This window comes from Mesorhizobium sp. M0960 (genome assembly GCF_040319055.1).
Classification (GTDB): domain Bacteria; phylum Pseudomonadota; class Alphaproteobacteria; order Rhizobiales; family Rhizobiaceae; genus Mesorhizobium.
The window spans coordinates 225,704-251,031 of sequence record NZ_JAMYNN010000007.1; the positions used below are offsets into that span (position 1 = coordinate 225,704).

The following is a 25,328-nucleotide window of genomic DNA, read 5'->3' on the forward strand; positions in this document are numbered from 1 at the left end:
AAGGAAACCGACAATGGAAATCACTTCCACTCCTCAGTCGGCCAAAATCCTGATGTTCCCGGTGGCAGCGCGCGCTTCTGCCTCAAATTTAAGCGGAAAGGCTAAGTTCGCAGCAGAACTTGCTTCTTTGCGCAACCGCACGGATTTCGGAAGCGCCTGGTATCATGAGGCAGCGATCGAGGAAGCGAAACAGGATCGGAAGAGCTAAGCCTCCCCGTCTCGTCGCCTCCGATGAATTGCAAAGCCCGGCGCGATCGCTCGCGCCGGGCCTTGCTTTGAACCGGGAGAGGCCGGCTATTGCTTGGTATGCAGGTCCGTTCCGAGCGTATCCCTTACGAAGATCATGCCGATGATCAGCGACATCGCCGCGATCGCCACCGGGTACCAGAGGCCGTAGTAGATATCGCCCTTGTAGGCGCTGAGCGCGAACACGATCGCCGGAAGCAAGCCGCCGAACCAGCCATTGCCGATGTGATAGGGCAGCGACATGCCGGTATAGCGGATGCGGGTCGGGAACATCTCGACCAGGATGGCCGCGATCGGCCCGTAAACCATGGTCACGTAGAGAACCAAGATGAACAGAATGCCGATGACCTTTGCCCAGTTGACCCCTGCCGGATCGGCAAACATCGAGAACGCACCGGCCGCCGGTACGCTGTAGACAGTCACATCCGTGGCGCCGGCGGCTTCATCGGCCGTCAGCAGCTTGTCCTTGACCGCCTGGGCGAGCGGGACAGTGGCCTTTTCACCGGCACGAATGGCTGCCGCGTCGAGCTTCAGTTCGGGATTGGCCGTGACAAAGGCGTCGAGCTTTTGGTCGGCAACCTTGGCGGCAGCACGCTTCAGCGGATAGCCGCCGTCCTGAAGGGCGAGGTTGACCGCCTTCTTAAATGCAGCTTCGTTTGAAGTCGCCTTGTCTGCAGCTGCCACAGCATCATAGGACGTCACAGTTTCGGTGCCAATCTTGACATTGGCCGCGGTGCCCGGTGCCGCCGTCGCGACGATGTCATAGGGCACGGAGCTCTTGGCAAGGAAGTCGGTTGCAATATCGCACGAGGTGAGAGGCTTGCGTGTTCCGGTCGGATTGAACTGGAACTTGCAGTCCCCCGGTGCAGCGGTCACCGTGGCACGCGTGTTCTGCTGCGCGGTGGCGAGCGCCGGATTGGCGGCCCAGGTCAGCGCCTTGAAAAGCGGGAAGGTGGTGACGATCGCCAGTGCAAGGCCGGCCATGATGATCGGCTTGCGGCCGATCTTGTCGGAGAGCCAGCCGAATACGACGAAGAAGATGGTGCCAAGCGCCAGCGCAATCGCGATCATGATGTTGACCGACTGCGGATCGACCTTGAGCACGTTCTGCAGGAAGAACAGCGCGTAGAACTGGCCGTTGTACCAGACCACGGCCTGGCCGGCGGTAAGGCCGAGCAGCGCGAGCAGTGCGATCTTGGCGTTCTTCCACTGTCCGAAGGCTTCGGACAGGGGTGCCTTGGAGCCCTTGCCCTCGTCCTTCATGCGCTGGAAGGTCGGCGATTCGGCAAGCGACAGGCGAATCCAGACCGATATGCCGAGCAGGATGGCTGAAAGCAGGAATGGAATACGCCAGCCCCAAGCCGCGAAATCCTCCTTGCTCAGCGAATTCTGCACGATCAGGATGATGATCAGTGACAGGAAAAGACCGAGCGTCGCCGTCGTCTGTATCCACGACGTATAGAAGCCACGGCGATCGTCGGGAGCATGCTCGGCAACATAGGTCGCCGCGCCGCCATATTCACCACCGAGCGCCAGGCCCTGCAGCATGCGCAGCGCAATCAGGATGACTGGCGCCGCAATGCCCCAGCTCGCCGAACCCGGAAGCAGGCCGACCAGGAAAGTCGACAGGCCCATGATCATGATGGTGACAAGGAACGTGTATTTGCGGCCGACGAGATCGCCGATACGGCCGAACACCAGCGCGCCGAACGGGCGTACGAGGAAGCCAGCGGCGAAAACCAGCAACGTGAAAATGTTGCGCGTCGCTTCCGGATAAGAGGCGAAGAATGCCGCGCCGATCGCGGCCGTCAACGAGCCGTAGAGATAAAAATCATACCATTCGAAAACGGTGCCGAGCGAGGAGGCGAAGATGACCTTCTTCTCCTCGCGCGTCATGCCGCGGCTTGTTTTGCCGGCGGTCGATGCCATTGCCATGAGTGTATCCTCCCGTGTGATTCCGTCGGTCCTCGATGCTGCGCGTCATCGTCCGCGTTTCCTCGGAACGCAGACTCAGTGCAGCCACCGGTGCAAAAAATGACAGAAAGCAGTGCCCAGAGGCAGACCGCCTTTGGGATTATGACTTTGGTCTAATGTGCAGTGCGAAATAGCGGCCGGTGCCGTCAGCCTTTGAGCGCTTCGAGCAGGCTGACTGCCGCCATCATGTCGCGCTTGCGGGCGGCGCGGCGGGCGACGGCCTCGGCATCATGGCCCCATTGCTCGGCCTGCCAGTCCTCGTCGACATGGCCGGCAGCCCAGGCCACCTCGCCGTCGAGCTCGCCGAAATCGACGGCCAGCGCCAGCAGCGCCGATCCGGTCAGCGAGGTCATGACGTGGATGGCAGCAAGGCGCAGCGGATCGGCACGTTGGGCTAGATGCTGGCCAAGCAGCGCGATACTCTCGCGCGGCTGCTCGACGTGGATCACGCCTTCGGCGAGCTGGAACCGGGCGCCGAGCGCGCTGCGCGCCCAGTCGATGACCGGATCCCAATGCTCGTTCTGCCGGTCGACCAGCCCCTGTGGTGTATCCGCGCGGTAGCAGAGCAGATCTGATGAGGCGAAGCGCAGGATGTCCTCCAGCACCGCCTGGGGATCACTGGCGACCCCATCGATTGCGGTGTTGACCAGACGCATCACCGGCATCGTTACCGGGTCGATGGTCTCCTCCTGTGCGGCGAATTCCTCGGCGACGAGAGCAGCCGCCTTTTCGGTCGGCAGCGCCAGCAGCGCCTTGGCCGGTGTGCGGACGGGCTTGCCATCGAGATGGACGGCAAAACCATCCTCGACCGGTGCCACCGCGACGGTCTTGTAGAAGCGCTTCGGCAGTTGCGTCTTCATCTGGATTTGGGCACGGCGTACCGGATCCGGATCGGAGAGCTGTTTTCCAGCTTCGAGGTGGTTCAATATATCGCGCATGCTCATCCGGGGCTTTGTTTTCGGGCCGGCCGGTTGACGATGATAAGACCGGCGGCGATGAGGCCGAGTGCCAGGAAGATACGAACGGTCAACGGCTCGTTCAAGAAGACAGCGCCGCAGAGCACGCCGAACACCGGCGACAGGAAGGTGAAGCTCGACAGTCCAGATGCAGGGTAGCGCCGCAGCAGCCAGAACCACAGAACATAGGTGAAGGCGACAACGTAGACGGCCTGGAACAACAGCGCCAAGGTCGGCAGAAGGGTAAAGCTGCGGACGGGCGGCCCGGCAAAGGGCATCACCAAAATGCCGACGGCGGCGGCACCGGCCAGCTGATAGAGCAGCAGCTTTTCGGCGCTGGCCTCCACCAGTTTCGACCGCTTGATGACAATGTTGGTCACGGCCCACAGAATGCCGGCGCCGAGACTGAGCAGGTCGCCGCTCAACGTCTCGCCACCATTAGCGCTCAGTTTGTCGGAAAACACCGCGACCAGCCCGGCGAAAGCGAGCAGAAGCCCAACGAGCTTGCGTGCCGTGATGCTTTCGTCCAGCAGGAAATGGCCGCCGACCAGCATCCAGAACGGCATGGTGTTGACCAGCAAGGTGTTGCGCACGACGGTGGTGTGCTCGAGCCCGACATACAGAAACAGGAACTCGAGACCGAAAAGCGCGCCTGCCAGAATGCCGGCGACGAGAGTCTTGTCGGGCGTGAACAGCGCGATGCCGCGCCAGCGGCACCAGCCGAAAACACACAGGCCGCCGATCACCGAGCGGGCGATCGATAGGAAAACGGGATCGTAGCCGGCATAGGAGATCTTGGCGGCGACGTAGTTCAGGCCCCAGGAAAAGGTCAGCCCGACCATGATGGCGGCGGCCGCCAGATCGACCGCGTCACGGCGGTCGAGCGTATCTGTGGCGACGCCCACCGGCCCTAGTCCTCCGCGCTTGCGTCGTCGAAGCCGATCAGGTTCCAGCTCTGGCGCATGTGCGGCGGCATCGGCGCGGTGACGTCGACAAAACCCTTGTCGGGATGAGGGATGACGATGCGGCGTGCGTGCAGATGCAGGCGGTTTTGCATGCCGCCTGGAAAATCCCAATTGGTGTCGGCTTCGAAATATTTGGGGTCGCCGATGATCGGGCAACCGATATGCGCGGCATGGACACGAAGCTGGTGGGTGCGGCCGGTATACGGCTCCATCTCCAGCCAGGTCATCGTCTGTGCAGCCTGCTCGATGACACGGTAGTAGGACACGGCGTGGTCGGCACCCTTTTCGCCATGCTTGGCGATGCGCACGCGATCGCCGTCGGGCGTCGGTTCCTTGATCAACCAGGTCGAGATCTTGTCCTCGCGCTTCGGCGGCACACCCTTGACCAGCGCCCAGTAGGTTTTCTTCGTCTCACGCGCCCGGAACGCTTCGGCGAGCTTCATGGCGGCGAGCCTTGTACGGGCGACAACCAGAACACCCGACGTGTCGCGGTCGAGCCGGTGCACCAGACGCGGCTTCTCGCCCTTCTGGTTGCGCCAGGCTTCCAGCATGTCGTCGACATTGCGGGTGACCCCGGAGCCGCCTTGCACCGCCAGGCCGGCCGGCTTGTTGAAGACGAAGACCTTCGGGTCCTCATGGATCAGCATCTTGGCCAAGACATCGGCATCGCCCTGGTTGCGTATCGAATGGCCGGTGAGCGGGCTTTCGCCTTTCTTGTCCACTTCGAGCGGCGGCACACGCACCGTCTGGCCGGCTTCGACGCGTGTATCGGCCTTCACCCTGCCGCCGTCGACGCGGATCTGGCCGGAACGCAGCAGCTTCTGCAGATGACCGAAACCGAGACCGGGGAAATGGGTCTTGAACCAGCGGTCGAGCCGCATGCCCGCCTCACCGGTATCCACTGTGATCTGTTCAACGCCTGCCATGATTCCAATCGCCGTTTTGCGAACATGCAACGGCATTCGCCGGCACCCGCAATCTCGCTCGGTTATTCGTTGTCGGTTCCATATTGCAGAACCTGAACTTTCTCCAGCGTGATCAAGCCACTTGTCATGATTGTTTCAAGCACGGGCAGAAAAGCGGCCAATTTTTCCTCGTCGTCGACGATCTCGATGACAAGGGGAAGGTCCTCCGAGAGACGGAGGATCTTCGTGGTGTGAAGTCGGCTGGAATGGCCAAATCCCATCGCCCCGCGCAGGACGGTCGCGCCGGCAATCTGCATTTCGCGGGCCTTCAGCACGATGACCTCATACAGCGGACGGCCATCTGCCCTGTCGTTTTCGCCGATAAATATGCGCAGCAATTGTGCCTGTGGTGGTATCTTCATTGCCTGGATCCTCTCAGCCGGTTGAGGCGCACTGCAAAGATGTGGCCAAGCCAGACGGCGGCAAGCCAGGCCACCACGGAGATCGCGATATTGAGTGCCGCCGCCACAAGCTTCCCGCTTTGCGCGAGGGTGAGTGTTTCAAGGCTGAAAGCGGAGAAGGTCGTCAGGCCACCGCAGAAGCCGGCCATGAAGAACTGGCGCTGCAGCGGACTGGCGAAGACGCGACCATCCGGTCCCGTCAATGTCGCATAGAAGCCGATGAGGAATGAGCCGACAATGTTGACGAGGAGCGTGCCGAAGGGAAATCCAGTGCCCCACCAGGCGGTGCTCGCCAATGAGGCGAGCGCCCGCAGCACGCCGCCGATCATGCTGCCAGCGGTCACGGTCGCATAGATACGAACCGTTTGGCTCGTTCGGCGCCAGCCAATGAGGCGCGCCGCACGCCCCGCCATCCCGTCGGAGCGGAGCTTCTGCGGGCCGCTCATGGCGCCCCGCTGCCAATCAGAAGACTTCCCGCGGCAAAGCCCAGCGTCACGCCGCCGAGGCTCAGGAAAACCGAAAGCAGCACATTTCCGCCGGCGCGCAGCCATTCGCCCTCACGCGCCAGCGCCAGCGTCTGCAGGCTGAATGAAGAGACCGTGGTGTAGCAGCCGAGGCCGCCGGTGACGACAAAGGCCCAAAGGGCAGGCATGCCGTCGCGCGCCACGGCATGCGCAACGACGCCGATTGCAAACGCCCCCGACACATTGACGACCATCGTGCCCCAAGGAAAGGTCTCGCCGACCCGGCGGGCGACGCAGCCGGACAGGAAGAAGCGGGCCATTGCACCGATCGCGCCACCAAGACAGACAAGCAACAGATGATACATCGTGCTCCCTCGCGCCAGTTACGCTACGGTGTCAGGCAGCTCCGACCTTCTTCGGCTTGCTGGAGGCGATCATCTTCCAGTTCTTGTAGAACATGGCATTGATGCGCTCGACGCTGACCGAAACAATGGCGAGGAGCGTCGAGATCAGACCGGGAAACGGCGATGGGCGAATGATGTCCATGAACACGCAGTAGCGGCGCCCGTCATACTCGTTGACCGAGCGATGAAGCAGCGTGTCGTCGAAGATGAACAGCGGGTTCTCGTGCCAGTAATTCTTGGCGTTGCCACACTGGACGAACACTTCCGATTTCACCGGGATGAGGTTGTAGAGAATGCGTAGGCTGAGCCGGAGCGGGCCAAAGTGCCAGGAAGTCGATTCCCTGCCGCTGAACACAGAGACGGCAATCGTCTTGATGTATTTGAAATCCTTGTTGAATTCGGCGACGTTGTCTATTTTGTGCTTGCCATACCACTGATAGACATACATGCCGCGCCGGCCGCTGCCGAAATTGGCGTCGATGTCGGCGATGATCTCGTCCTTGCGTGCCTTGAAGACATCCAGGACCTCGTTGACCTCGCTCTGGTAGTCCGGAGGAAACTGGTCCAATTTCCAGACACCGCGGTTTCTATAGCACAGCAGATCCACCAGCAGATTGAAGGGCGAAAGCAGCCAGGTGAAGATGCCGTTGCCCAGGAAATAACCACTGAACAGCGCCCAATTCTTGTTGTCGTTGCGCAACACGTCGATCAGGCCGAGGACGATGAAAATCGTCGTCAGAATGGGAATGACATAGAAGCCGAGCGCCAGCAGCGGAATGGCTATGGCGAACTTCCGAAGGGTTTTGCGGGATTTTTTTGTCATTTTTCCACGCGCCAGGCGCGATTCCGTTCTGAATATCGTCGGTACGTTTCTGGCCTGCCGCCGGCGAAGGCGCATCTTGATAGGGTTTTTTATCCCACCAGACAACGCCGATCACACCAGTGTGCGACTGGCAGCTACTTTTCCCGCTCGCTGCGCAGCTTCGCCCAATAGTCCAGCCGCTTCCTGATATCGCGCTCGAAGCCGCGCTCGGGCGGATCGTAGAATGTCTGCCTTCCCATCTTCTCAGGAAAATAGTCCTGGCCGGAAAAAGCGTCGGGCTCGTCGTGGTCGTAGCGATAGCCGGCGCCGTAATCTTCCTGTTTCATCAGCTTGGTCGGCGCATTGAGAATGTGCTTGGGCGGCAGCAGCGAACCGAATTCCTTGGCCGCCTGTGTGGCGGCCTTGAATGCGGTGTAGACTGCATTGGATTTCGGCGCGGTAGCGAGATAGACGGTAGCCTCGGCGAAGGCCAGTTCGCCCTCGGGCGAGCCCAGATAGTCGTAGGCGTCCTTGGCGGCGTTGGCGACGACGAGTGCCTGCGGGTCGGCCAGCCCGATATCCTCCATCGCCATGCGCACCAACCGGCGCCCGAGATAGAGCGGATCCTCGCCGGCGTCGAACATGCGGGCCAGATAGTAGAGTGCCGCGTCGGGGTCGGAGCCGCGCACCGATTTGTGCAAGGCGGAGATCAAATTGTAATGGCCGTCCTGGCCCTTGTCGTAGATCGGCGCGCGGCGCTGGACGATGCGCTGTAAGGCCTCGGCGCCAAACACTTCACCTGATTTGGCGGCACGCCAGACCTCTTCGGCCAGTGTCAGCGCCGCGCGGCCGTCGCCGTCGCTCATGCGGATGAGCATCGCCCGCGCCTCGTCATCGAGCGGCAGCGCCCTGCCCTCTGCCTCCTCGGCCCGCGCCAGGAGCTTGGCGATGCTGTCCTCGCCGAGCGAGTGAAAGACCAGGACGCGTGCGCGCGACAACAGCGCGGCGTTAAGCTCGAAGGACGGGTTCTCCGTGGTGGCGCCGACCAGCACGACGGTGCCGTCTTCCATCACGGGCAGAAAACTGTCCTGCTGGGCGCGGTTGAAGCGATGGATCTCGTCGACGAACAGCAGTGTCTGGCGGCCGTTGGAGCGGCGCAGCTTCGCTGCCTCGAACACTTTCTTCAGGTCAGCAACGCCGGAAAACACGGCCGAGATCTGTTCGAAAGCGAGGCTTGTCTCGCCGGCAAGCAGCCGTGCGACCGTGGTCTTGCCGGTGCCGGGCGGGCCCCAGAAGATCATCGAGCCGAGCGAGCCGGAGCCGATCAGCCGCGTCAGCGCGCCGTCGGGACCGGTCAGATGCTCCTGGCCGACGACCTCGCCGAGGTTCTTCGGGCGCAGACGGTCGGCCAGCGGCCTGCCGGGCGGCGTCTTTTCCGGTTCATCGACACTGAACAGATCGGCCATGCAACTTCTTCTGCCTGGAGCCCGACCATGCTGACGTCGGGCTTAGTAACGCAACACCTGGCGCAGTATCTGCCCGCCGCGCTCGACGGTAAAGCGCCACCAGCGTGTATCCTGCTGGGCTATCTGTTCCAGGGTCGCCGCCTTGTCGATCGTCAGGCCATTGACCTCACGCACGATGTCGCCCGGCTGGAAACCAAAATCGGCAGCGGGCGAATCGCGGTTGATATCGACGACGGTGACGCCTTTGACATCGGTGCGCAGACCAAGCCGCTGGGCAAGCCGTGGCGATAGTTCGGCAACCCTGGCACCGGAAAACGGGCTACGGCCGCGCAATGTGAGCTCCGCAGCTTTGGCGCCCTCAGGCGGCCGTTCCAGCGCGATGTCCATCGTCGCCTGCTGACCCTTGCTTAGAACGCCGAAGCTGGCATTCGTACCGATCGACAGCGTCGCCATCCGGTAGTCCAGCGCCCCGACGCTCTCGACCGGCTTGCCGTTGAGCGACAGCACCACGTCACCAGGCTTGAGCCCTGCCTTGGCAGCGGGTCCTGCCTCTTCGACCGAAGAAACCAGCGAGCCGGCCGGTTTGTCCATGCCGAGCGATTCGGCAATCTGCGGCGTCACCGCCTCGAACTCGGCACCGACATACGGCCGCTCGAAGAAGTCGAGCCCGGCCTTGGCCGCATCGGCGAAGGCGCGAACCATGTTCGAAGGGATGGCAAAGCCGATACCGATCGAGCCGCCGCTACGGCTATAGATCGCAGTGTTGATGCCGATCAGTTGACCACCCATGTTGACCAGCGCGCCACCGGAATTGCCCGGGTTGATGGCGGCGTCGGTCTGGATGAAGAAGCTGGAATCGGAGACGCCGATATGGCTGCGCGCCACAGCCGAAATGATGCCGCTGGTGGTGGTCTGGCCGACACCGAACGGATTGCCGATCGCCAGCACCAGGTCGCCGACCTCGAGCGCGTCGGAATCGCCAATGGCGATCACCGGGAACGGCTTGTCGGAAGAAATCTTGAGCACGGCGAGGTCGAGCGTCTCATCCTTGAGCAGCACCTTGCTGTCGAATTCGCGCCCGTCGGCGGTCGCGACCTTGACCTGGTCGGCGTCCTTGACGACGTGGAAATTGGTGACCACGACGCCGGTCGGATCGACCAGCACCCCCGAACCGAGCGAAGACTGCGCGCGCGGCTGCGAGCGGCCGAAGAACTCCTCGAAGAACGGATCGCCATCAAAGGGCGACGTCACCTTGGCGGTTTGCGAGGCGTAGACATTGACCACGGCCGGGGCCGTCTGCTTGACCAGCGGCGCGAAGGACAGCTGCACCTCCTCGCGGCCGAACGGCACGCGCTTGTCGGGGCCGGAGGTGGCGTTTTCGCCTTCGACGCCATGCAGCAGATCGGTCAGCACGTCGGACAGACCGGGATCTGGCTTGGTCTCCTCCGCCAGCGCGTGCCTGGCCGCCGGCACGACGGCCAGCGCCATCAAGGCGCAGATCAGAACAAGGGACAGCCGTTTAACGCGCATTCCGAATCCTCCAAGTCGGGCGCCATTGTCCTGACGATTGTGCAAAATGAAAGGCTAAGCCGCTGAAATCCGATTATTTTGGATAGTCGCCGCAAAAACCGGTGACAAAACCCCTGCAAGCCCTGCCCGGCAGCTTCGGAAACAGAAAAAGGGGCCAGCAGGCCCCTTTGAACTTCTCAGAAAAACCGAAGCTTATGCGGCTGCGGCTTCCTCTTCGGTGCCTTCGGCCTCGATGCGGGCGCGGTCGCCGGCGCCTTTGGCCGAGGTGTCGCGGTCGACGAATTCGATGACGGCCATTGCGGCATTGTCACCGTGACGGAAGCCGGCCTTCATGATGCGCAGATAGCCGCCATTGCGAGTGGCGTAACGTGGCGCGATTGTGTCGAACAGACGCTTGACGACGCCCTCATTGCCGATCTGGGCAATCACTTGGCGGCGGGCGTGCAGGTCGCCGCGCTTGCCGAGCGTCACCAGCTTCTCGACGATCGGACGCAGATCCTTCGCCTTCGGCAGCGTGGTGAGGATCTGCTCGTGCTCGATAAGCGACACGGCAAGGTTGGCAAACATCGACTTGCGATGGCTTATGCTGCGGGCGAACCGGCGGCCTTTAAATCCGTGGCGCATGGCTCTTCTCCTTCATTGCGGGTTCAAGAGGCCTGAGCCTCAGTATTGATCTTCGTAACGCTTGGCGAGGTCTTCGATGTTTTCCGGCGGCCAGTCCGGCACTTCCATGCCGAGATGCAGGCCCATCGCCGCCAGGACTTCCTTGATCTCGTTCAGCGACTTGCGGCCGAAGTTCGGGGTGCGCAGCATCTCGGCTTCGGTCTTCTGGATCAGATCGCCGATATAGACGATGTTGTCGTTCTTCAGGCAGTTGGCCGAACGCACCGAAAGCTCGAGTTCGTCGACCTTCTTGAGCAGCGCCGGGTTGAAGGCAAGCTCGGTAACCTGTTCGGCAGCGACTTCCTTCTGCGGCTCGTCGAAATTGACGAACAGGCCGAGCTGGTCCTGCAGGATGCGAGCGGCGAAGGCCACCGCGTCCTCGCCCGAGATCGAACCATCGGTCTCGATGGTCATGGTCAGCTTGTCATAATCGAGAACCTGCCCCTCACGGGTGTTCTCGACCTTGTAGGAGACCTTCTTGACCGGCGAATACAGGCTGTCGACCGGGATCAGCCCTATCGGCGCGTCTTCGGCGCGGTTGCGGTCGGCCGGCACATAGCCCTTGCCGGTGTCGACGGTGAATTCCATGCGGATCTCAGCGCCTTCGTCCAGCGTGCAGATGACGTGGTCGGGATTGAGGATCTCGACGTCGCCGACCGTCTGGATGTCGCCGGCGAGAACCGCGCCCGGTCCCTGCTTGCGCACGACCATGCGCTTGGGGCCATCGCCTTCCATGCGGATGGCGATTTCCTTGATGTTCAACACGATGTCGGTCACGTCCTCGCGCACGCCGGCGATGGACGAGAATTCATGCAGAACGCCGTCGATCTGCACGGCGGTCACAGCCGCGCCACGCAGCGAAGACAGAAGCACGCGGCGCAGCGCGTTGCCGAGGGTGAGGCCGAAGCCGCGCTCGAGCGGCTCGGCGACCAGAGTGGTCAGCGTCTTCTTCTTCGACGAGAACTCGATCTTGTTCGGCTTGATCAGTTCCTGCCAATTTTTCTGGATCATAGTGCTTTCCTTCCGTTGTCCCGCCACCATCCAATCGTGGCGGGCGACCTGGAATGCCGTGGAGGAGCGCCCTTGAGGCGCTCGCGCGGCGTTCGGTAAATTCTCTTTAGACGCGGCGCTTCTTGCGCGGGCGGCAGCCATTGTGCGGGATCGGCGTCACATCACGGATCGAGGTGATGGTGAAGCCTGCTGCCTGCAGCGCCCGCAGCGCCGATTCACGACCGGAGCCGGGTCCACAGACCTCGACCTCGAGCATGCGCATGCCGTGTTCCTGAGCCTTCTTGGCAACATCTTCGGCGGCCATCTGGGCAGCGAAAGGGGTCGACTTGCGCGATCCCTTGAAGCCCTGGGCTCCGGCCGACGACCAGGCAATGGAATTGCCCTGCGCGTCGGTGATGGTGATCATCGTGTTGTTGAAGGTCGAATTGACGTGGGCAACGCCCGACGAGATGTTCTTGCGTTCGCGACGGCGAACACGAGCGGCTTCCTTGGCCATGATAGTCCTTTCAGTTGATCTCTACACCGCCGTAATGCCAGCGGCTCCACCAGGGAGAAGGCAGTAGGGGAATATGGCAGTAGGGCAGTATGTCTGCCGTTCCTATTGCCTTACTGCCCTACTCTCTTACTGCCCTAAATTACTTCTTCTTTCCGGCAATCGACTTGGCTGGGCCTTTGCGGGTGCGCGCATTGGTGTGCGTGCGCTGGCCACGAACCGGCAGCGAGCGGCGGTGACGCAGGCCGCGGTAGCAGCCGAGGTCCATGAGCCGCTTGATGTTCATCGACACTTCGCGGCGCAGGTCGCCCTCGACCTGGTAGTCGCGGTCGATGGTCTCCCGGATCTGCAGCACTTCCGCGTCGGTCAGCTGGTTGACGCGGCGCTCGGCCGGGATGCCGACCTTGTCGACGATCTCCTGGGCGAACTTCTTGCCAATGCCGTGAATGTATTGAAGCGCAATGACGACGCGCTTGTTGGTAGGAATGTTGACGCCGGCTATACGAGCCATGTTCTTCTCTTCTCCATATAGGCCGGACGAGCCGGCGCTTCAAGTTGCCCCGCGTCCGGTGGAGGCCGGCCCTTGCGGGAGTTTCCAGTTCAAAGCGGCCTGCCTTGCCCTTGCGGACAAGCAAGCCTCATGCCTGATAGGAAGACGGGCCGCCATACCCCAGCGGACCGCTCCAGTCAAGCGCAATCGTTCGTTTCTCTAGCCGGCCGCCTGGCCAACCTGCCGGGTCGTCGCCCTGAGCACCGCCTCGATCTGCTGCGTCACCGCATCGATGTCGGCCATGCCATCGACGCCCCTGAGCTTGCCCTTGGCGTAGTAGTAGCCGATCAGCGGCGAGGTTTTCTTGTAATATTCCCTCAAGCGTTCTTCGAACACCGCTGGGCTGTCGTCCTTGCGCACCGGCAGGCCTGCGGCCTTGGCGTCCTCGGCGCGTTTGACGATTCGGCCAACCAGCGCCTTGTCGTCGACGACAAATTCGATGACCGCGTCTAGCTCCAGCCCGCGATCCGAAAGCATTTCCTCAACGGCGTCCGCTTGCACCAGGGTTCGCGGGTATCCGTCAAGGATGAAGCCGTTTGCGCAATCGGCTTGATCGATGCGCTCGGCCACGATGGCGTTGACGATAGCGTCGGACACCAGTTCACCAGCATCCATCACCGCCTTGGCTCGCCTGCCGACTTCGGTGCCGGCCTGAACAGCAGCACGCAGCATGTCCCCCGTGGAAAGCTGTGGGATGCCGTGTCTTTCTACCAGTCTCAGTGCTTGTGTCCCCTTGCCCGCCCCCGGCGGTCCAAGCAATATCAACCTCATCTGGCCTTCTTCCCCCCGCGCAGCTTCGACTTCTTGATCAGGCCCTCATACTGGTGCGCGATCAGGTGACCCTGAATCTGCGCCACCGTATCGAGCGTTACACTGACCACGATCAGGAGCGAAGTGCCACCAAGGTAGAACGGTACGCCAGTCGCTGAAATCAGGAACTCGGGCAGCAGACACACCAGCACCAGATAGATGGCGCCGACGACGGTGATGCGGGTGAGCACATAGTCGATATAGTCCGCAGTGCGCTCGCCCGGACGATAGCCCGGGATGAAGCCCGAATGCTTCTTGAGCTGGTCGGCGGTGTCCTTCGGATTGAAGACGATCGCCGTATAGAAGAAGGCGAAGAACACGATCATGGCAGCGTAGAAGGCCATATAGAGCGGCTGGCCGTGGCCGAGCGCCGCCAGGATGGTGCTCGCCCAGGCAGGCATGTTGGTCGTCTGCGAGAAGCCGGCAACCGTTGCCGGAAGCAGCAGCAGCGACGAGGCGAAGATCGGCGGAATGACGCCGGACGTGTTGAGCTTCAGCGGCAGATGCGAGGTATCGCCCTGGAACATGCGATTGCCGACCTGGCGCTTGGGATACTGGATCAGCAGGCGGCGCTGGGCGCGCTCGAAGAAGACGATCAGCGCGATGACGACGATGGCGAGCACGATGATCGCCAGGATCAGGCCGGTCGACAGTGCGCCGGTGCGGCCAAGCTCCAGCGTGCCGGAGATGGCGCGCGGCAGGCCGGCGACGATGCCGGAGAAGATGATCAGCGAAATGCCGTTGCCGATGCCGCGGGCGGTGATCTGCTCGCCAAGCCACATCAGGAACATGGTACCGCCGACCAGCGTGACGACGGTGGAGATGCGGAAGAACATGCCGGGATCGTTGACGATGCCATTGCCGCCCTCAAGCCCGACCGAAATGCCATAGGCCTGGACCAGCGCCAGAAGCACGGTGCCGTAGCGCGTGTACTGGTTGATGATCTTGCGACCCTGCTCGCCCTCCTTCTTCAGCGCTTCCAGCGAAGGAATGACCGAGGTCATCAGCTGCATGATGATGGAGGCGGAGATATAGGGCATGATGCCGAGGGCAAAGATCGCCATGCGCTGCACGGCGCCACCGGCGAACATGTTGAACATGCCGAGTACGCCCTTGCTCTGCGACGAGAAGGCCTGGGCGAAAGCGTCGGGATTGATGCCGGGCAGCGGGATATAGGTGCCAAGGCGGTAAACGAGCAGCGCGCCGATGGTGAACCAGATGCGCTTCTTCAGATCCTCGGCTTTGGCGAAGGCCGAAAAATTCAGATTCGAGGCTAGTTGTTCAGCAGCCGAAGCCATGCCTGATTCTCCGCTTGGTCACGCTCGATGCCCGCAGCTCAGGCGGCGCGTGTCACCGAAGCTCACGAGATAAGCTCCGGACTGCAAACATGCAAGCGGCCGCGTTGATGCGGCCGCCACATCTGTCGGATCAAAGCACGACCGAAGGCAAAACCGAATTCCACCTTTGCCGACCGTGCTTCAAATTGCCGTTACTCGGCGGCTGCTTTCTCAGGCAACTTCACCGAACCGCCGGCCTTTTCGATCTTCTCGACCGCGGCCTTGGAGGCTCCGGCCACGTCGAAGGCAAGCTTGGCCTTGATGTCGCCGTCCGAAAGGATGCGCACGCCGTCCTTGACGCGACGGATGACGCCGGCCGCAACCAGCGCCTCGGCCGTCACAACTGTCTTAGCATCGAGCTTCTTGGCATCGAGCGCAGCCTGGATGCGAGCCAGCGACACAACGGTGAAGCTCTTGGCGAAGATATTGTTGAAGCCGCGCTTCGGCAGACGACGGTAGAGCGGCATCTGGCCACCCTCGAAGCCGTTGACGGCGACGCCGGAGCGCGCCTTCTGGCCCTTGACGCCGCGACCGGCGGTCTTGCCCGAACCGGAACCGATGCCACGGCCGAGACGCTTCTTGGAATGCGTCGCGCCGTCCTTGTCACGCAGATCGTTGAGTTTCATCTGGGTTCTCCTGCGCTCTGGCTCAGCCCTCGTCCACAACGCGGACGAGATGCTGGACGGCAGCGATCATGCCGCGCACCGAGGGCGTATCCTCCAGCGTGCGCTGCTTGTGCATCTTGTTGAGGCCGAGGCCGACCAGCGTTGCGCGCTGCTCCTTCGGCCGGCGGATTGGCGAGCCGATCTGCTCGACGGTGATGGTCTTGGTTGCTTTCTTGGCCATGGTCAGATCCCTGGTCAGCGTCGACTATTCTTCAGCCGCAACGGCGGTGCCGCGGCGGGCCTGAAGGGTCGAATACTTGATGCCGCGCGCGGCAGCCACATCCTTCGGATGCATCTGGCTCTTCAGCGCGTCGAAAGTGGCGCGAACCATGTTGTAGGGGTTCGACGAACCCATCGACTTGGCGACCACGTCATGCATGCCGAGCGTCTCGAAGACGGCGCGCATCGGGCCGCCGGCGATGATGCCGGTACCTTGCTTGGCAGCGCGCAGCAGAACACGTCCCGCGCCCCAGCGTCCCTCGACGTCATGGTGCAGCGTGCGGCCCGAGCGCAGCGGCACGAAGATCATGTCGCGCTTGGCCGATTCGGTCGCCTTACGGATCGCCTCCGGCACTTCGCGCGCCTTGCCGTGACCGAAGCCGACGCGGCCCTTCTGGTCGCCGACGACGACGAGCGCTGCAAAGCCGAAGCGCCGGCCGCCCTTGACGACCTTGGCGACACGGTTGATGTGGACGAGCTTGTCGACCATGCCGTCGTCGCGCTCTTCGCGATCACGGCCGCGGCCGCCATCCCTACGTTCCTGTGCCATATCCTGTTCCTTGTTTTTTTCCGGAAGCACGGTTGATGATGATATCCGGCGCCTCTGTGGGTCGCCGGGGGCGAAAACTCTTTTTTCCTTCGCATGATCCTATCCGAAAAGTCTGCAACTTTTTGCTGCGCTGACCTCCGGTTCGGGATCATGCTTTAGAAGCTCAGACCACCTTCACGGGCAGCCTCGGCAAGCGCCTTGACGCGGCCGTGGTAGATGTAGGCACCGCGGTCGAAGACGACTTCCTTGACGCCGGCCTTCGAGGCACGCTCGGCGATCAGCTTGCCGATGGCAGCTGCGGCCGCGGTGTCGGCGCCGGTCTTGAGCGAACCCTTGAGCTCCTTCTCGAGCGTCGAAGCAGCGGCGATGGTGTGGCCCTTGGCGTCGTCGATGACCTGGACGTAGATGTTCTTCGACGTGCGATGGACCGACAGGCGCGGACGATCGCCGGCAACTTTCTTGATCTGGCGGCGGACGCGCTGAGCGCGGCGTTGGGTGGATTCTTTCGAGCCCATGATATCAGTTCCTTGCCTTCAAAAAACGGGGGCAACCATATGCGGTAGGCGAAGCGCCTCCCGCGACCGCTCCCCGCGGCGTTAAAATTACTTCTTCTTGCCTTCCTTGCGGACGATCTTCTCGCCAGCATAGCGGACACCCTTGCCCTTGTAGGGCTCGGGGCTGCGATACTCGCGGATCTCGGCGGCAACCTGGCCGACCTGCTGCTTGTCGATGCCGGTCACGGTGATTTCCGTCGGCTTCGGCACCGAAATCGTCACGCCCTGCGGCGTTTCGTAGACGACGTCATGGCTGAAGCCGAGCGCCAGCTGCAGGTTCTTGCCCTGCATGGCGGCACGATAGCCGACGCCGGTGATCTCGAGCTTCTTTTCGAAGCCGCCCTTGACGCCCTGCAGGATGTTGACGATCTGCGTGCGCGACATGCCCCATTTGGAGCGGGCGGTCTTGGTCTGGTCGCGCGGCTGGACAGCGATCTCGCTGCCTTCCATCTTGACCAGCACTTCGTCGTTCACCACGAACTTCAGCTCGCCCTTCGGACCCTTCGCCGTCACGGTCTGGCCGTTGACGATCGCGGTCACGCCCTGCGGCAGCGAAACGGGCTTCTTTCCAATACGAGACATTTTGTTGTCCTCGTCACTTCTCTTGTTTCAGGTCTCGGCTTCGGGATTTGATCCCGAAACCGGTTTCCAATTGGGGTCACGTACAGATCAGAAGATCTGGCAGAGGATTTCCCCGCCGACATTCTGTTCGCGCGCTTCGTGGTCGGCCATCACGCCCTTCGGCGTCGAAAGGATGGCGATGCCGAGGCCGTTGGCGACGTGCGGTATCGACTTGGCCGAAACGTAGACGCGGCGGCCGGGCTTCGAGACACGGGCGATTTCGCGCACCACCGGCGCACCGTCGAAATACTTCAGCTCGATCTCGATTTCGGACTTGCCGTTGTCGAAGTCGGTCTGGCTGTAGTCGCGGATATAGCCTTCGGCCTTCAGCACGTCGAGGACGCGGGTACGCAGGCGCGAGGCCGGCGTCGAAACGCTCGACTTCTTACGGCCATACGCGTTGCGGATGCGGGTCAGCATATCGCCGAGAGGATCGCTCAATGACATGTTATGTCCTCCTTACCAGCTCGACTTGACCAGGCCCGGGATCTGGCCGTTATTGCCGAGATCACGAAGCGCGATACGCGATACTTTGAGCTTGCGATAATAGGCACGCGGACGTCCGGTGACTTCGCAGCGGTTGCGGATGCGGGTCTTGGCCGAGTTGCGCGGCAGCGCCGAAAGCTTCAGCTGAGCGCGGAAGCGCTCTTCCATCGGCTTGGACTGATCCATGATGATCGCCTTGAGCACCTTGCGCTTGGCAGCGAACTGGTCCGCAAGCTTGCGGCGCCTGTTGTTCTTCTCGACTGAGCTGGTCTTTGCCATTTCAGATTTTTCCTTTTCTCGCTGCCGTTACTGGCGGAAGGGGAAGTTGAAGGCCTTGAGCAATGCCCTGGCTTCGTCGTCCGTCTTCGCAGTCGTACAAACGATGACGTCCATGCCCCAGATCTGATCAACCTTGTCGTAGTTGATCTCCGGAAACACGATGTGTTCCTTGATGCCCATGGCATAGTTGCCACGGCCATCGAAGCTCTTCGGGTTGAGCCCGCGGAAGTCGCGGACGCGCGGCAGTGCGATGTTCACGAGACGATCGAGGAACTCGTACATGCGTTCCTTGCGCAGCGTGACCTTGGCGCCGATCGGCATCTTCTCGCGGACCTTGAAGCCGGCGATCGAGTTGCGGGCGCGGGTGACGACAGCCTTCTGGCCGGCGATCATCGCAAGGTCTTCCGCCGCGATCGAAGGCTTCTTCGAATCGCCGGTCGCCTCGCCGACGCCCATGTTCAGCACGATCTTGTCGATGCGCGGAACCTGCATCTCGTTGTCGTAGCCGAACTGCTCCTGCAGCGCCTTGCGGATGGTCTCGTTATAGACCTGCTTGAGGCGGGGCGTGTTCTGGGCAGTTGCCTGCTTGGTTTGAGCCTTAGCCATTGATGACTTCTCCCGAGCGCTTGGCGACGCGCACCTTCTTGCCGTCCTTCTGGAAGATGAAGCCGACGCGGGTCGGCTTACCATCCTTGGGGTCGGCCAGCGCGATGTTCGACAGCTGGATCGGCGCTTCCTTGGTGATGATCCCGCCCTCTTGGGACTGGGACTGCTTCTGGTGACGACGGATCAGGTTGACGCCGCGCACCAGCGCGGTGTCGTCCTTCGGCTGCACCGAGAGGACTTCGCCCGAACGGCCCTTGTCCTTGCCGGCCAGCACGACGACCTTGTCGCCTTTTCTAATCTTTTGCATTGGTCCGGCTCCTTACAGCACTTCAGGCGCGAGCGAGATGATCTTCATGTGGTTCTTGGCGCGGAGTTCGCGCGGAACCGGTCCGAAGATACGCGTGCCGATCGGCTCTTTCTTGTTGTCGACGAGAACGGCTGCGTTCTTGTCGAAACGGATCACGCTGCCGTCCGGGCGGCGGATGTCCTTGGCCGTGCGAACCACGACCGCCTTCATCACATCGCCCTTCTTGACGCGGCCGCGCGGGATCGCTTCCTTGATCGACACCACGATGATGTCGCCCACGGAAGCGTATTTCCGCTTCGAGCCGCCCAGCACCTTGATGCACATGACACGACGGGCGCCGGAATTATCCGCGACGTCGAGGTTTGTTTGCATCTGAATCATGACTGGCCGCCTTCTTCTTTTCTAACGGGACGGGTTTCTCACCCCTCCCCGGTCTGTCCAAAATTCGTTTCGTTAGCCCTGATCAGGCCTGGTCCGAAGACACCACGACCCAGCGCTTGTCCTTGGAAATCGGCTTCGATTCCTGGATGAACACCTGATCGCCGACCTTGTGGGCGTTGTTCTCGTCGTGCGCCTTGTACTTCTTGGTCATGCGCACGGTCTTCTTCATCACGGGATGCGTGAAGCGCCGTTCGACCTTGACGACAACCGTCTTCTCGTTCTTGTCGCTGACGACGGTGCCCTGCAGAATGCGCTTTGGCATGGTTTTCGTCCTTAAGCCTTCTTGGCCGCGGACTTTTCCGCAGCGATGGTCTTGATACGCGCAATGTCCTTGCGGACCTGCCTCACGCGCGCGGTCTTCTCAAGCTGGCCGGTGGCCTTCTGGAAGCGCAGGTTGAACTGCTCCTTCTTCAGGCTGGCCAGGTCGTCGGTCAGCTGGTCCTGGGTCTTGGTCCGGATGTCTTCGGCTTTCATGATCAGCCCGTCCTTATTCTGCGATGCGCTGTACGAAGCGCGTCCTGACCGAGAGCTTGGCCGCGCCGAGACGCAGCGCCTCACGGGCGGTTTCCTCGTTGACGCCGTCGATCTCGAACATGATGCGGCCTGGCTTGACGCGTGCCGCCCAGTAGTCGACCGCGCCCTTGCCCTTGCCCATGCGGACTTCGGTCGGCTTCGACGTCACCGGCACGTCCGGGAAGATACGGATCCACACGCGGCCGGCACGCTTCATCTCGCGGGTGATCGCGCGGCGGGCCGCCTCGATCTCACGCGCGGTGACGCGGTTCGGCTCAAGCGCCTTCAGCCCGAAACCACCGAAATCCAGGTTGGTGCCGCCCTTGGCGGTACCGTGGATGCGGCCCTTGAACTGCTTACGGAACTTTGTGCGCTTTGGCTGCAGCATCGTTCTAACTCCAAATTCCTAACTGTCTTACGCGTTTTCGCGACGGCGACCGCGTTCGCGCTCACCACCACCGCCATGCGCATGATCGCCCTCGGTGGCGCGGCGCTCCGAAGCCATCGGGTCGTGCTCGAGGATCTCGCCCTTGAACACCCAGACCTTGACGCCGCAAATGCCGTAGGCCGTATTCGCTTCGGCCGTGCCGTAGTCGACGTCGGCACGCAGCGTATGCAGTGGCACGCGGCCTTCACGATACCATTCCATGCGCGCGATCTCGGCGCCGCCGAGACGGCCGGCGCAGTTGATGCGGATGCCTTCGGCACCGAGGCGCATCGCCGACTGCACGGCGCGCTTCATGGCGCGGCGGAACGCGATGCGGCGCTCGAGCTGCTGGGCGATCGACTGGGCGACCAGGGTCGCGTCGATCTCCGGCTTGCGCACTTCGACGATGTTCAGATGCGTCTCGGACTTGGTCATCTCCATCAGCTTCTTGCGAAGCTTCTCGATGTCGGCGCCCTTCTTGCCGATGATCAGGCCCGGACGCGCCGCATGGATGGTGACGCGGCACTTCTTGTGCGGACGCTCGATCACGACCTTCGAGATCGCAGCCTGCTTGAGTTCCTTCTCAAGATATTTGCGGATCTTGATGTCCTCGTGCAGCAGCTTACCGTACTCGCCTGTATTCGCGAACCAGCGCGAATCCCAGGTGCGGTTGATGCCGAGACGCAGACCGATCGGATTGACTTTCTGGCCCATTATGCGGCCTCCCCTTTTTCTTCGACTTCACGAACGACGATCGTGAGGTGCGAGAACGGCTTCTCGATACGGCTGGCGCGACCACGGCCACGGGCATGGAACCGCTTCATGACGATCGACTTGCCGACATAGGCTTCCGCCACGATCAGCGCATCGACGTCGAGGTCGTGGTTGTTTTCCGCGTTGGCGATCGCCGATTCCAGCGTCTTCTTGACCGTGCCGGAAATCCGCTTGGCCGAGAATTCGAGGTCGGAAAGCGCTGTCGCGACCTTCTTGCCGCGGATCAGCGCGGCAACCAGGTTCAGCTTCTGCGGGCTGATACGGATCGTGCGCAACACGGCGCGCGCTTCGTTGTCAGCAAGCCTGCGCGGAGCTTTGGCCTTGCCCATGATTATTTCCTCTTCGCCTTCTTATCCGCGCCGTGACCGTAATAGGTCCGGGTCGGAGCGAATTCACCGAACTTGTGACCGACCATGTCCTCGTTCACCGAGACGGGAACGTGCTTCTGGCCGTTGTAGACACCGAAGGTGAAGCCGACGAACTGCGGCAGGATGGTGGAGCGGCGGCTCCACATCTTGATCACCTCATTGCGACCACCTTCACGAACCTTGTCCACCTTCTTCAGAAGGTAGCCGTCGATGAAGGGGCCTTTCCAAATCGAACGAGTCACTTGGCGTTACCTCTTCTTAGCTCTTGCGCTGATGGCGCGAGCGCAGGATGAACTTGTCGGTCGCCTTGTTGGACCGCGTCTTCTTGCCCTTGGTCGGCTTGCCCCAGGGCGAAACCGGATGGCGGCCACCCGAGGTGCGGCCTTCGCCGCCGCCATGTGGATGGTCGACCGGGTTCATGGTCACGCCGCGATTGTGCGGACGCTTGCCGCGCCACACGGTGCGGCCTGCCTTGCCGTCATTGATGTTGCCGTGGTCCGGGTTGGACACGGCACCGACAGTGGCCATGCAGGAGCCGTGGACGACACGCTGCTCGCCCGAGTTGAGGCGCAGGATCGCCATGCCCTGGTCGCGGCCGACAAGCTGGCCATAACCGCCCGCCGAGCGGGCGACCTGAGCGCCCTTGCCAGGCTTCAGCTCGATATTGTGGACGATCGTGCCGACCGGCATCGAGGCCAGCGGCATCGCGTTGCCCGGCTTCACGTCGACCGATTCACCGGCCACGATCTTGTCGCCGGGAGCCAGACGCTGCGGGGCGATGATGTAGGACAGCTCACCATCGTCATACTTGATCAGCGCGATGAAGGCGGTGCGGTTCGGATCGTATTCGATACGCTCGACCGTGCCGACGACGTCGAACTTGCGGCGCTTGAAGTCGATGATGCGGTAGGTGCGCTTGTGACCGCCGCCGATGAAGCGTGCCGTGATGCGGCCGTAATTGTTGCGGCCGCCCGATTTGGTCAGGCCTTCGGTCAGACCCTTGACGGGCTTGCCCTTGTAGAGGCCCGAGCGGTCGACGATGACCAGCTGACGGGTGCTCGGCGTTACCGGGTTGAATTTTTTCAGTGCCATTGTTCTGTCCTCGCGACCTTGCTCAGAGACCCGTCGCGACGTCGATCGACTGGCCGTCGGCCAGCGTCACAACCGCCTTCTTGACGTCGCTCTGGCGGCCGATCGTGCCGCGGAAGCGCTTGATCTTGCCCTTGCGGACAAGCGTGTTCACGGCCATCACCTTGACGCCGAACAGCGCTTCGACGGCGGCCTTGATTTCCGGCTTCGACGCCTTCTTGGCGACGTTGAAGACGACCTGGTTCTGCTCGGAAGCCATGGTCGACTTTTCGGTGATCGCCGGCGAGACGATCACATCGTAATGACGAAGGTCGGTCATTTGAAGCGCTCCTCGAGAGCCTCGACGGCGGCCTTGGAAAGGACCAGCGTGCCGCGGCGCAGAATGTCGTAGACGTTGATGCCCTGGATGGGCAGCACGTCGATGTTCGGGATGTTGGTCGCCGCCAGCTTGAAATTCTTGTCAAGCTCGGCGCCGCCGATCACCAGGGCGTTGCTCAGGCCCAGCGTCGCGAAATTCGCAATCAGTGCCTTGGTCTTGGCCTCGGTCAGCTTCAGCTCGTCGATGATGATGATCGACGCACTCTTGGCCTTGGCCGAAAGCGCATGCTTGAGACCGAGCGCACGCACCTTCTTCGGCAGATCGTGCTCGTGGCTGCGCACGACCGGGCCGTGGGCCTTGCCACCGCCGCGGAACTGCGGAGCGCGAGCCGAATGGTGACGGGCGCGGCCGGTACCCTTCTGCTTGTACATCTTGGCGCCTGTGCGGGCGATTTCAGCGCGGCCCTTGGCCTTGTGGGTGCCCTGCTGCTTCTTGGCAAGCTGCCAGCGCACGACGCGCTGCAGGATGTCCTCGCGCGGATCAAGGCCGAAAATCTCTTCGGAGAGCTTCAGCTTGCCGGCGTCCTTGCCGCCAAGCGTTGTAATCTTGAGGTCCATTATTCCGCTCCCTCTGTGGCCGGGGCCTCGTTCTTGGCGGCACCATCGGTCGCAACGGCGCGGATCGCGGCGGGCTTCGGCGCATTGGCCGGAAGCGCCACCTTGGCCGCGTCGCGGACCAGGATCCATGCACCCTTCGAACCCGGGACCGCACCGCGGATCAGGATCAGGCCGCGATCGGCGTCGGTCGAGACGACCTCGACATTCTGCGTGGTGACGCGGGTGTCACCCATGTGGCCGGCCATATGCTTGCCCTTGAACACCTTGCCCGGATCCTGGCGCTGGCCGGTCGAGCCGTGCGTACGGTGCGACACCGAGTTGCCGTGCGTCGCGCGGCCGCCACCCATGTGGTGCCGCTTGATGACGCCCTGGAAACCCTTGCCGATCGTGGTTCCCGTCACATCGACCTTCTGGCCGACGACGAAATGCTCGACGGTGATTTCGGCGCCGACATCGATCATGTTGTCGGCGGAGACGCGGAACTCGGCAACCTTGGCCTTGGGCTCGACGGAAGCGGTCGCGAAATGGCCGCGCATCGCCTTCGACGTGTTCTTCACCTTGGCAAGGCCAACGCCGAGCTGGACGGCGGTATAGCCGTTCTTCTCCTGCGTGCGCTGCGCCACGACCTGGCAGTTCTCCATCTGGAGAACAGTGACGGGAACATGTTCCCCGGCATCGTTGTAGATGCGGGTCATTCCCACCTTCTTTGCAATCACACCTGAACGCATCGGTTCAATTCCTTTAGAGTTCCCTGTCGGGGCTGTCGCCCCTCCACGCCTCTTGTTCCTTCAGAGTTCCGGGTCGCCCCGCTGACCTCTGGTTCCTTAGAGCTTGATCTCGACGTCGACACCGGCGGCCAGATCGAGCTTCATCAAAGCATCGACCGTCTGCGGGGTCGGGTCGACGATGTCGAGCAGACGCTTGTGCGTGCGCATCTCGAACTGCTCGCGGCTCTTCTTGTCGACGTGAGGCGACCGGTTGACCGTGAACTTTTCGATCCGCGTCGGCAGCGGAATGGGGCCGCGGACGTTGGCGCCGGTGCGCTTGGCGGTCGACACGATTTCCCGTGTCGAGGCGTCGAGCACCCGGTGATCAAACGCCTTCAGGCGGATGCGGATATTCTGTCCGTTCATGCGTCACTTCCTTGTTCTGGCGCGGCGCGGGCAGCGCCCGCGACAGATCGGTTTAAGTCCAAATTACTCTTTGATGGTGACGACGATGCCGGCACCGACGGTGCGGCCGCCTTCACGGATGGCGAAGCGCAGCTTCTCTTCCATGGCGATCGGCACGATCAGCTCGACATCGACGGTGATGTTGTCGCCCGGCATCACCATCTCGGTGCCTTCCGGCAGCGACACGATGCCGGTCACATCCGTCGTGCGGAAATAGAACTGCGGACGGTAGTTGGTGAAGAACGGCGTGTGACGGCCGCCCTCGTCCTTGGTCAGGATGTAGG

General features: G+C 62.0%; 39 protein-coding genes. 1 reads left to right on the forward strand and 38 read right to left on the reverse strand.

Features of this window, described 5'->3' with window-relative positions; translation table 11 throughout:
* Positions 1–13 precede the first annotated feature (13 nt).
* On the forward strand, positions 14–208 hold the full coding sequence (locus tag NKH63_RS16100) for a DUF2735 domain-containing protein (RefSeq protein WP_352482514.1): 195 nt from the start codon (positions 14–16) through the stop codon (positions 206–208).
* Positions 209–294: 86 nt separating this feature from the next.
* On the opposite strand, the gene NKH63_RS16105 is transcribed toward NKH63_RS16100, so the two are convergent.
* From NKH63_RS16105 to NKH63_RS16290, 38 genes are all read right to left on the reverse strand, one after another.
* Positions 295–2,181 (reverse strand): MFS transporter, encoded by a 1,887-nt coding sequence (locus NKH63_RS16105; RefSeq protein WP_352482513.1) that lies wholly within the window; start codon positions 2,179–2,181, stop codon positions 295–297.
* A 185-nt stretch (positions 2,182–2,366) separates the two neighbouring features.
* Positions 2,367–3,158 carry an ATP12 family chaperone protein gene (locus NKH63_RS16110; protein ID WP_352482512.1) on the reverse strand — a complete coding sequence of 264 codons (792 nt, stop codon included), beginning with the start codon at positions 3,156–3,158 and terminating at the stop codon, positions 2,367–2,369.
* A gap of 2 nt (positions 3,159–3,160) precedes the next feature.
* Positions 3,161–4,018, reverse strand: a complete 858-nt coding sequence (locus NKH63_RS16115) for a DMT family transporter (protein WP_084642491.1) — start codon at positions 4,016–4,018, stop codon at positions 3,161–3,163.
* A gap of 68 nt (positions 4,019–4,086) precedes the next feature.
* Positions 4,087–5,067 carry an RluA family pseudouridine synthase gene (locus NKH63_RS16120; protein WP_023717531.1) on the reverse strand — a complete coding sequence of 327 codons (981 nt, stop codon included), beginning with the start codon at positions 5,065–5,067 and terminating at the stop codon, positions 4,087–4,089.
* A 62-nt stretch (positions 5,068–5,129) separates the two neighbouring features.
* Complete coding sequence (locus NKH63_RS16125) at positions 5,130–5,468, reverse strand: DUF190 domain-containing protein (protein WP_023717530.1); 339 nt, start codon at positions 5,466–5,468, stop codon at positions 5,130–5,132.
* Positions 5,465–5,920, reverse strand: a complete 456-nt coding sequence (gene crcB, locus NKH63_RS16130) for a fluoride efflux transporter CrcB (protein ID WP_352482675.1) — start codon at positions 5,918–5,920, stop codon at positions 5,465–5,467. The genes NKH63_RS16125 and crcB (NKH63_RS16130) overlap by 4 nt, the downstream gene beginning before the upstream one ends.
* Before the next feature lie 29 nt (positions 5,921–5,949).
* Positions 5,950–6,336 (reverse strand): fluoride efflux transporter CrcB, encoded by a 387-nt coding sequence (crcB, locus tag NKH63_RS16135; RefSeq protein WP_352482511.1) that lies wholly within the window; start codon positions 6,334–6,336, stop codon positions 5,950–5,952.
* 31 nt (positions 6,337–6,367) lie between these two features.
* Positions 6,368–7,198, reverse strand: a complete 831-nt coding sequence (locus NKH63_RS16140) for an aspartyl/asparaginyl beta-hydroxylase domain-containing protein (protein ID WP_352482510.1) — start codon at positions 7,196–7,198, stop codon at positions 6,368–6,370.
* Between the two features lie 134 nt (positions 7,199–7,332).
* On the reverse strand, positions 7,333–8,643 hold the full coding sequence (locus NKH63_RS16145) for a replication-associated recombination protein A (protein WP_023717526.1): 1,311 nt from the start codon (positions 8,641–8,643) through the stop codon (positions 7,333–7,335).
* Between the two features lie 42 nt (positions 8,644–8,685).
* A complete protein-coding gene (locus NKH63_RS16150; protein WP_023717525.1) occupies positions 8,686–10,173 on the reverse strand; it encodes a DegQ family serine endoprotease in 1,488 nt (495 codons plus the stop codon).
* Between the two features lie 192 nt (positions 10,174–10,365).
* A complete protein-coding gene (gene rplQ, locus NKH63_RS16155; protein ID WP_023675127.1) occupies positions 10,366–10,797 on the reverse strand; it encodes a 50S ribosomal protein L17 in 432 nt (143 codons plus the stop codon).
* A gap of 39 nt (positions 10,798–10,836) precedes the next feature.
* Positions 10,837–11,847: a DNA-directed RNA polymerase subunit alpha gene (locus NKH63_RS16160; protein WP_023675128.1), complete on the reverse strand. Its 1,011-nt coding sequence runs from the start codon at positions 11,845–11,847 to the stop codon at positions 10,837–10,839.
* 106 nt (positions 11,848–11,953) lie between these two features.
* Entirely contained in the window at positions 11,954–12,343 is a 390-nt protein-coding gene (gene rpsK, locus NKH63_RS16165; protein WP_006205444.1) for a 30S ribosomal protein S11, read from the reverse strand.
* A 139-nt stretch (positions 12,344–12,482) separates the two neighbouring features.
* On the reverse strand, positions 12,483–12,851 hold the full coding sequence (gene rpsM, locus NKH63_RS16170) for a 30S ribosomal protein S13 (RefSeq protein WP_006205445.1): 369 nt from the start codon (positions 12,849–12,851) through the stop codon (positions 12,483–12,485).
* A 198-nt stretch (positions 12,852–13,049) separates the two neighbouring features.
* Complete coding sequence (locus tag NKH63_RS16175) at positions 13,050–13,661, reverse strand: adenylate kinase (protein WP_023717524.1); 612 nt, start codon at positions 13,659–13,661, stop codon at positions 13,050–13,052.
* The gene (secY, locus tag NKH63_RS16180; RefSeq protein WP_023717523.1) at positions 13,658–14,998 is read right to left on the reverse strand and encodes a preprotein translocase subunit SecY; all 1,341 of its coding nucleotides are present in this window, start codon (positions 14,996–14,998) and stop codon (positions 13,658–13,660) included. The genes NKH63_RS16175 and secY overlap by 4 nt, the downstream gene beginning before the upstream one ends.
* 191 nt (positions 14,999–15,189) lie before the next feature.
* Positions 15,190–15,663, reverse strand: coding sequence for a 50S ribosomal protein L15 (gene rplO / locus NKH63_RS16185; protein WP_023717522.1), 474 nt, complete (start codon positions 15,661–15,663; stop codon positions 15,190–15,192).
* 22 nt (positions 15,664–15,685) lie between these two features.
* Positions 15,686–15,883 carry a 50S ribosomal protein L30 gene (rpmD, locus tag NKH63_RS16190; protein ID WP_006205449.1) on the reverse strand — a complete coding sequence of 66 codons (198 nt, stop codon included), beginning with the start codon at positions 15,881–15,883 and terminating at the stop codon, positions 15,686–15,688.
* A 24-nt stretch (positions 15,884–15,907) separates the two neighbouring features.
* Positions 15,908–16,471: a 30S ribosomal protein S5 gene (rpsE, locus tag NKH63_RS16195; protein ID WP_006333394.1), complete on the reverse strand. Its 564-nt coding sequence runs from the start codon at positions 16,469–16,471 to the stop codon at positions 15,908–15,910.
* 155 nt (positions 16,472–16,626) lie between these two features.
* Complete coding sequence (rplR, locus tag NKH63_RS16200; protein WP_023675132.1) at positions 16,627–16,986, reverse strand: 50S ribosomal protein L18; 360 nt, start codon at positions 16,984–16,986, stop codon at positions 16,627–16,629.
* Between the two features lie 87 nt (positions 16,987–17,073).
* The gene (rplF, locus tag NKH63_RS16205; RefSeq protein WP_352482509.1) at positions 17,074–17,607 is read right to left on the reverse strand and encodes a 50S ribosomal protein L6; all 534 of its coding nucleotides are present in this window, start codon (positions 17,605–17,607) and stop codon (positions 17,074–17,076) included.
* Positions 17,608–17,694: 87 nt separating this feature from the next.
* Positions 17,695–18,093, reverse strand: a complete 399-nt coding sequence (rpsH, locus tag NKH63_RS16210; protein ID WP_006205453.1) for a 30S ribosomal protein S8 — start codon at positions 18,091–18,093, stop codon at positions 17,695–17,697.
* 12 nt (positions 18,094–18,105) lie between these two features.
* The gene (gene rpsN, locus NKH63_RS16215; RefSeq protein ID WP_023675134.1) at positions 18,106–18,411 is read right to left on the reverse strand and encodes a 30S ribosomal protein S14; all 306 of its coding nucleotides are present in this window, start codon (positions 18,409–18,411) and stop codon (positions 18,106–18,108) included.
* Positions 18,412–18,438: 27 nt separating this feature from the next.
* Positions 18,439–19,017, reverse strand: coding sequence for a 50S ribosomal protein L5 (gene rplE / locus NKH63_RS16220; RefSeq protein ID WP_023717521.1), 579 nt, complete (start codon positions 19,015–19,017; stop codon positions 18,439–18,441).
* Entirely contained in the window at positions 19,010–19,324 is a 315-nt protein-coding gene (gene rplX / locus NKH63_RS16225; RefSeq protein WP_254817150.1) for a 50S ribosomal protein L24, read from the reverse strand. The genes rplE and rplX overlap by 8 nt, the downstream gene beginning before the upstream one ends.
* Before the next feature lie 12 nt (positions 19,325–19,336).
* Positions 19,337–19,705 carry a 50S ribosomal protein L14 gene (rplN, locus tag NKH63_RS16230; RefSeq protein WP_006205457.1) on the reverse strand — a complete coding sequence of 123 codons (369 nt, stop codon included), beginning with the start codon at positions 19,703–19,705 and terminating at the stop codon, positions 19,337–19,339.
* Between the two features lie 82 nt (positions 19,706–19,787).
* Positions 19,788–20,027 (reverse strand): 30S ribosomal protein S17, encoded by a 240-nt coding sequence (gene rpsQ / locus NKH63_RS16235; protein WP_023675136.1) that lies wholly within the window; start codon positions 20,025–20,027, stop codon positions 19,788–19,790.
* A gap of 11 nt (positions 20,028–20,038) precedes the next feature.
* Positions 20,039–20,239 (reverse strand): 50S ribosomal protein L29, encoded by a 201-nt coding sequence (gene rpmC / locus NKH63_RS16240; RefSeq protein WP_006205459.1) that lies wholly within the window; start codon positions 20,237–20,239, stop codon positions 20,039–20,041.
* Positions 20,240–20,252: 13 nt separating this feature from the next.
* On the reverse strand, positions 20,253–20,666 hold the full coding sequence (gene rplP, locus NKH63_RS16245; protein ID WP_006205460.1) for a 50S ribosomal protein L16: 414 nt from the start codon (positions 20,664–20,666) through the stop codon (positions 20,253–20,255).
* Positions 20,667–20,693: 27 nt separating this feature from the next.
* Positions 20,694–21,419: a 30S ribosomal protein S3 gene (gene rpsC, locus NKH63_RS16250; protein WP_023675137.1), complete on the reverse strand. Its 726-nt coding sequence runs from the start codon at positions 21,417–21,419 to the stop codon at positions 20,694–20,696.
* Complete coding sequence (gene rplV / locus NKH63_RS16255) at positions 21,419–21,808, reverse strand: 50S ribosomal protein L22 (protein WP_006205462.1); 390 nt, start codon at positions 21,806–21,808, stop codon at positions 21,419–21,421. The genes rpsC and rplV overlap by 1 nt, the downstream gene beginning before the upstream one ends.
* A gap of 2 nt (positions 21,809–21,810) precedes the next feature.
* Complete coding sequence (gene rpsS / locus NKH63_RS16260; protein ID WP_006205463.1) at positions 21,811–22,089, reverse strand: 30S ribosomal protein S19; 279 nt, start codon at positions 22,087–22,089, stop codon at positions 21,811–21,813.
* 16 nt (positions 22,090–22,105) lie between these two features.
* Entirely contained in the window at positions 22,106–22,939 is an 834-nt protein-coding gene (gene rplB / locus NKH63_RS16265) for a 50S ribosomal protein L2 (RefSeq protein WP_023675138.1), read from the reverse strand.
* Positions 22,940–22,961: 22 nt separating this feature from the next.
* Complete coding sequence (locus tag NKH63_RS16270) at positions 22,962–23,255, reverse strand: 50S ribosomal protein L23 (protein ID WP_006205465.1); 294 nt, start codon at positions 23,253–23,255, stop codon at positions 22,962–22,964.
* Positions 23,252–23,872, reverse strand: a complete 621-nt coding sequence (rplD, locus tag NKH63_RS16275; protein ID WP_023675140.1) for a 50S ribosomal protein L4 — start codon at positions 23,870–23,872, stop codon at positions 23,252–23,254. Before rplD ends, NKH63_RS16270 begins: the two co-directional genes overlap by 4 nt.
* Positions 23,872–24,600 carry a 50S ribosomal protein L3 gene (gene rplC, locus NKH63_RS16280; RefSeq protein ID WP_023717519.1) on the reverse strand — a complete coding sequence of 243 codons (729 nt, stop codon included), beginning with the start codon at positions 24,598–24,600 and terminating at the stop codon, positions 23,872–23,874. The genes rplD and rplC overlap by 1 nt, the downstream gene beginning before the upstream one ends.
* A gap of 96 nt (positions 24,601–24,696) precedes the next feature.
* Complete coding sequence (gene rpsJ / locus NKH63_RS16285) at positions 24,697–25,005, reverse strand: 30S ribosomal protein S10 (protein WP_006205468.1); 309 nt, start codon at positions 25,003–25,005, stop codon at positions 24,697–24,699.
* A 63-nt stretch (positions 25,006–25,068) separates the two neighbouring features.
* The coding region (locus tag NKH63_RS16290; protein WP_477335787.1) for an EF-Tu C-terminal domain-related protein at positions 25,069–25,328 on the reverse strand (260 nt) is incomplete at its 5' end.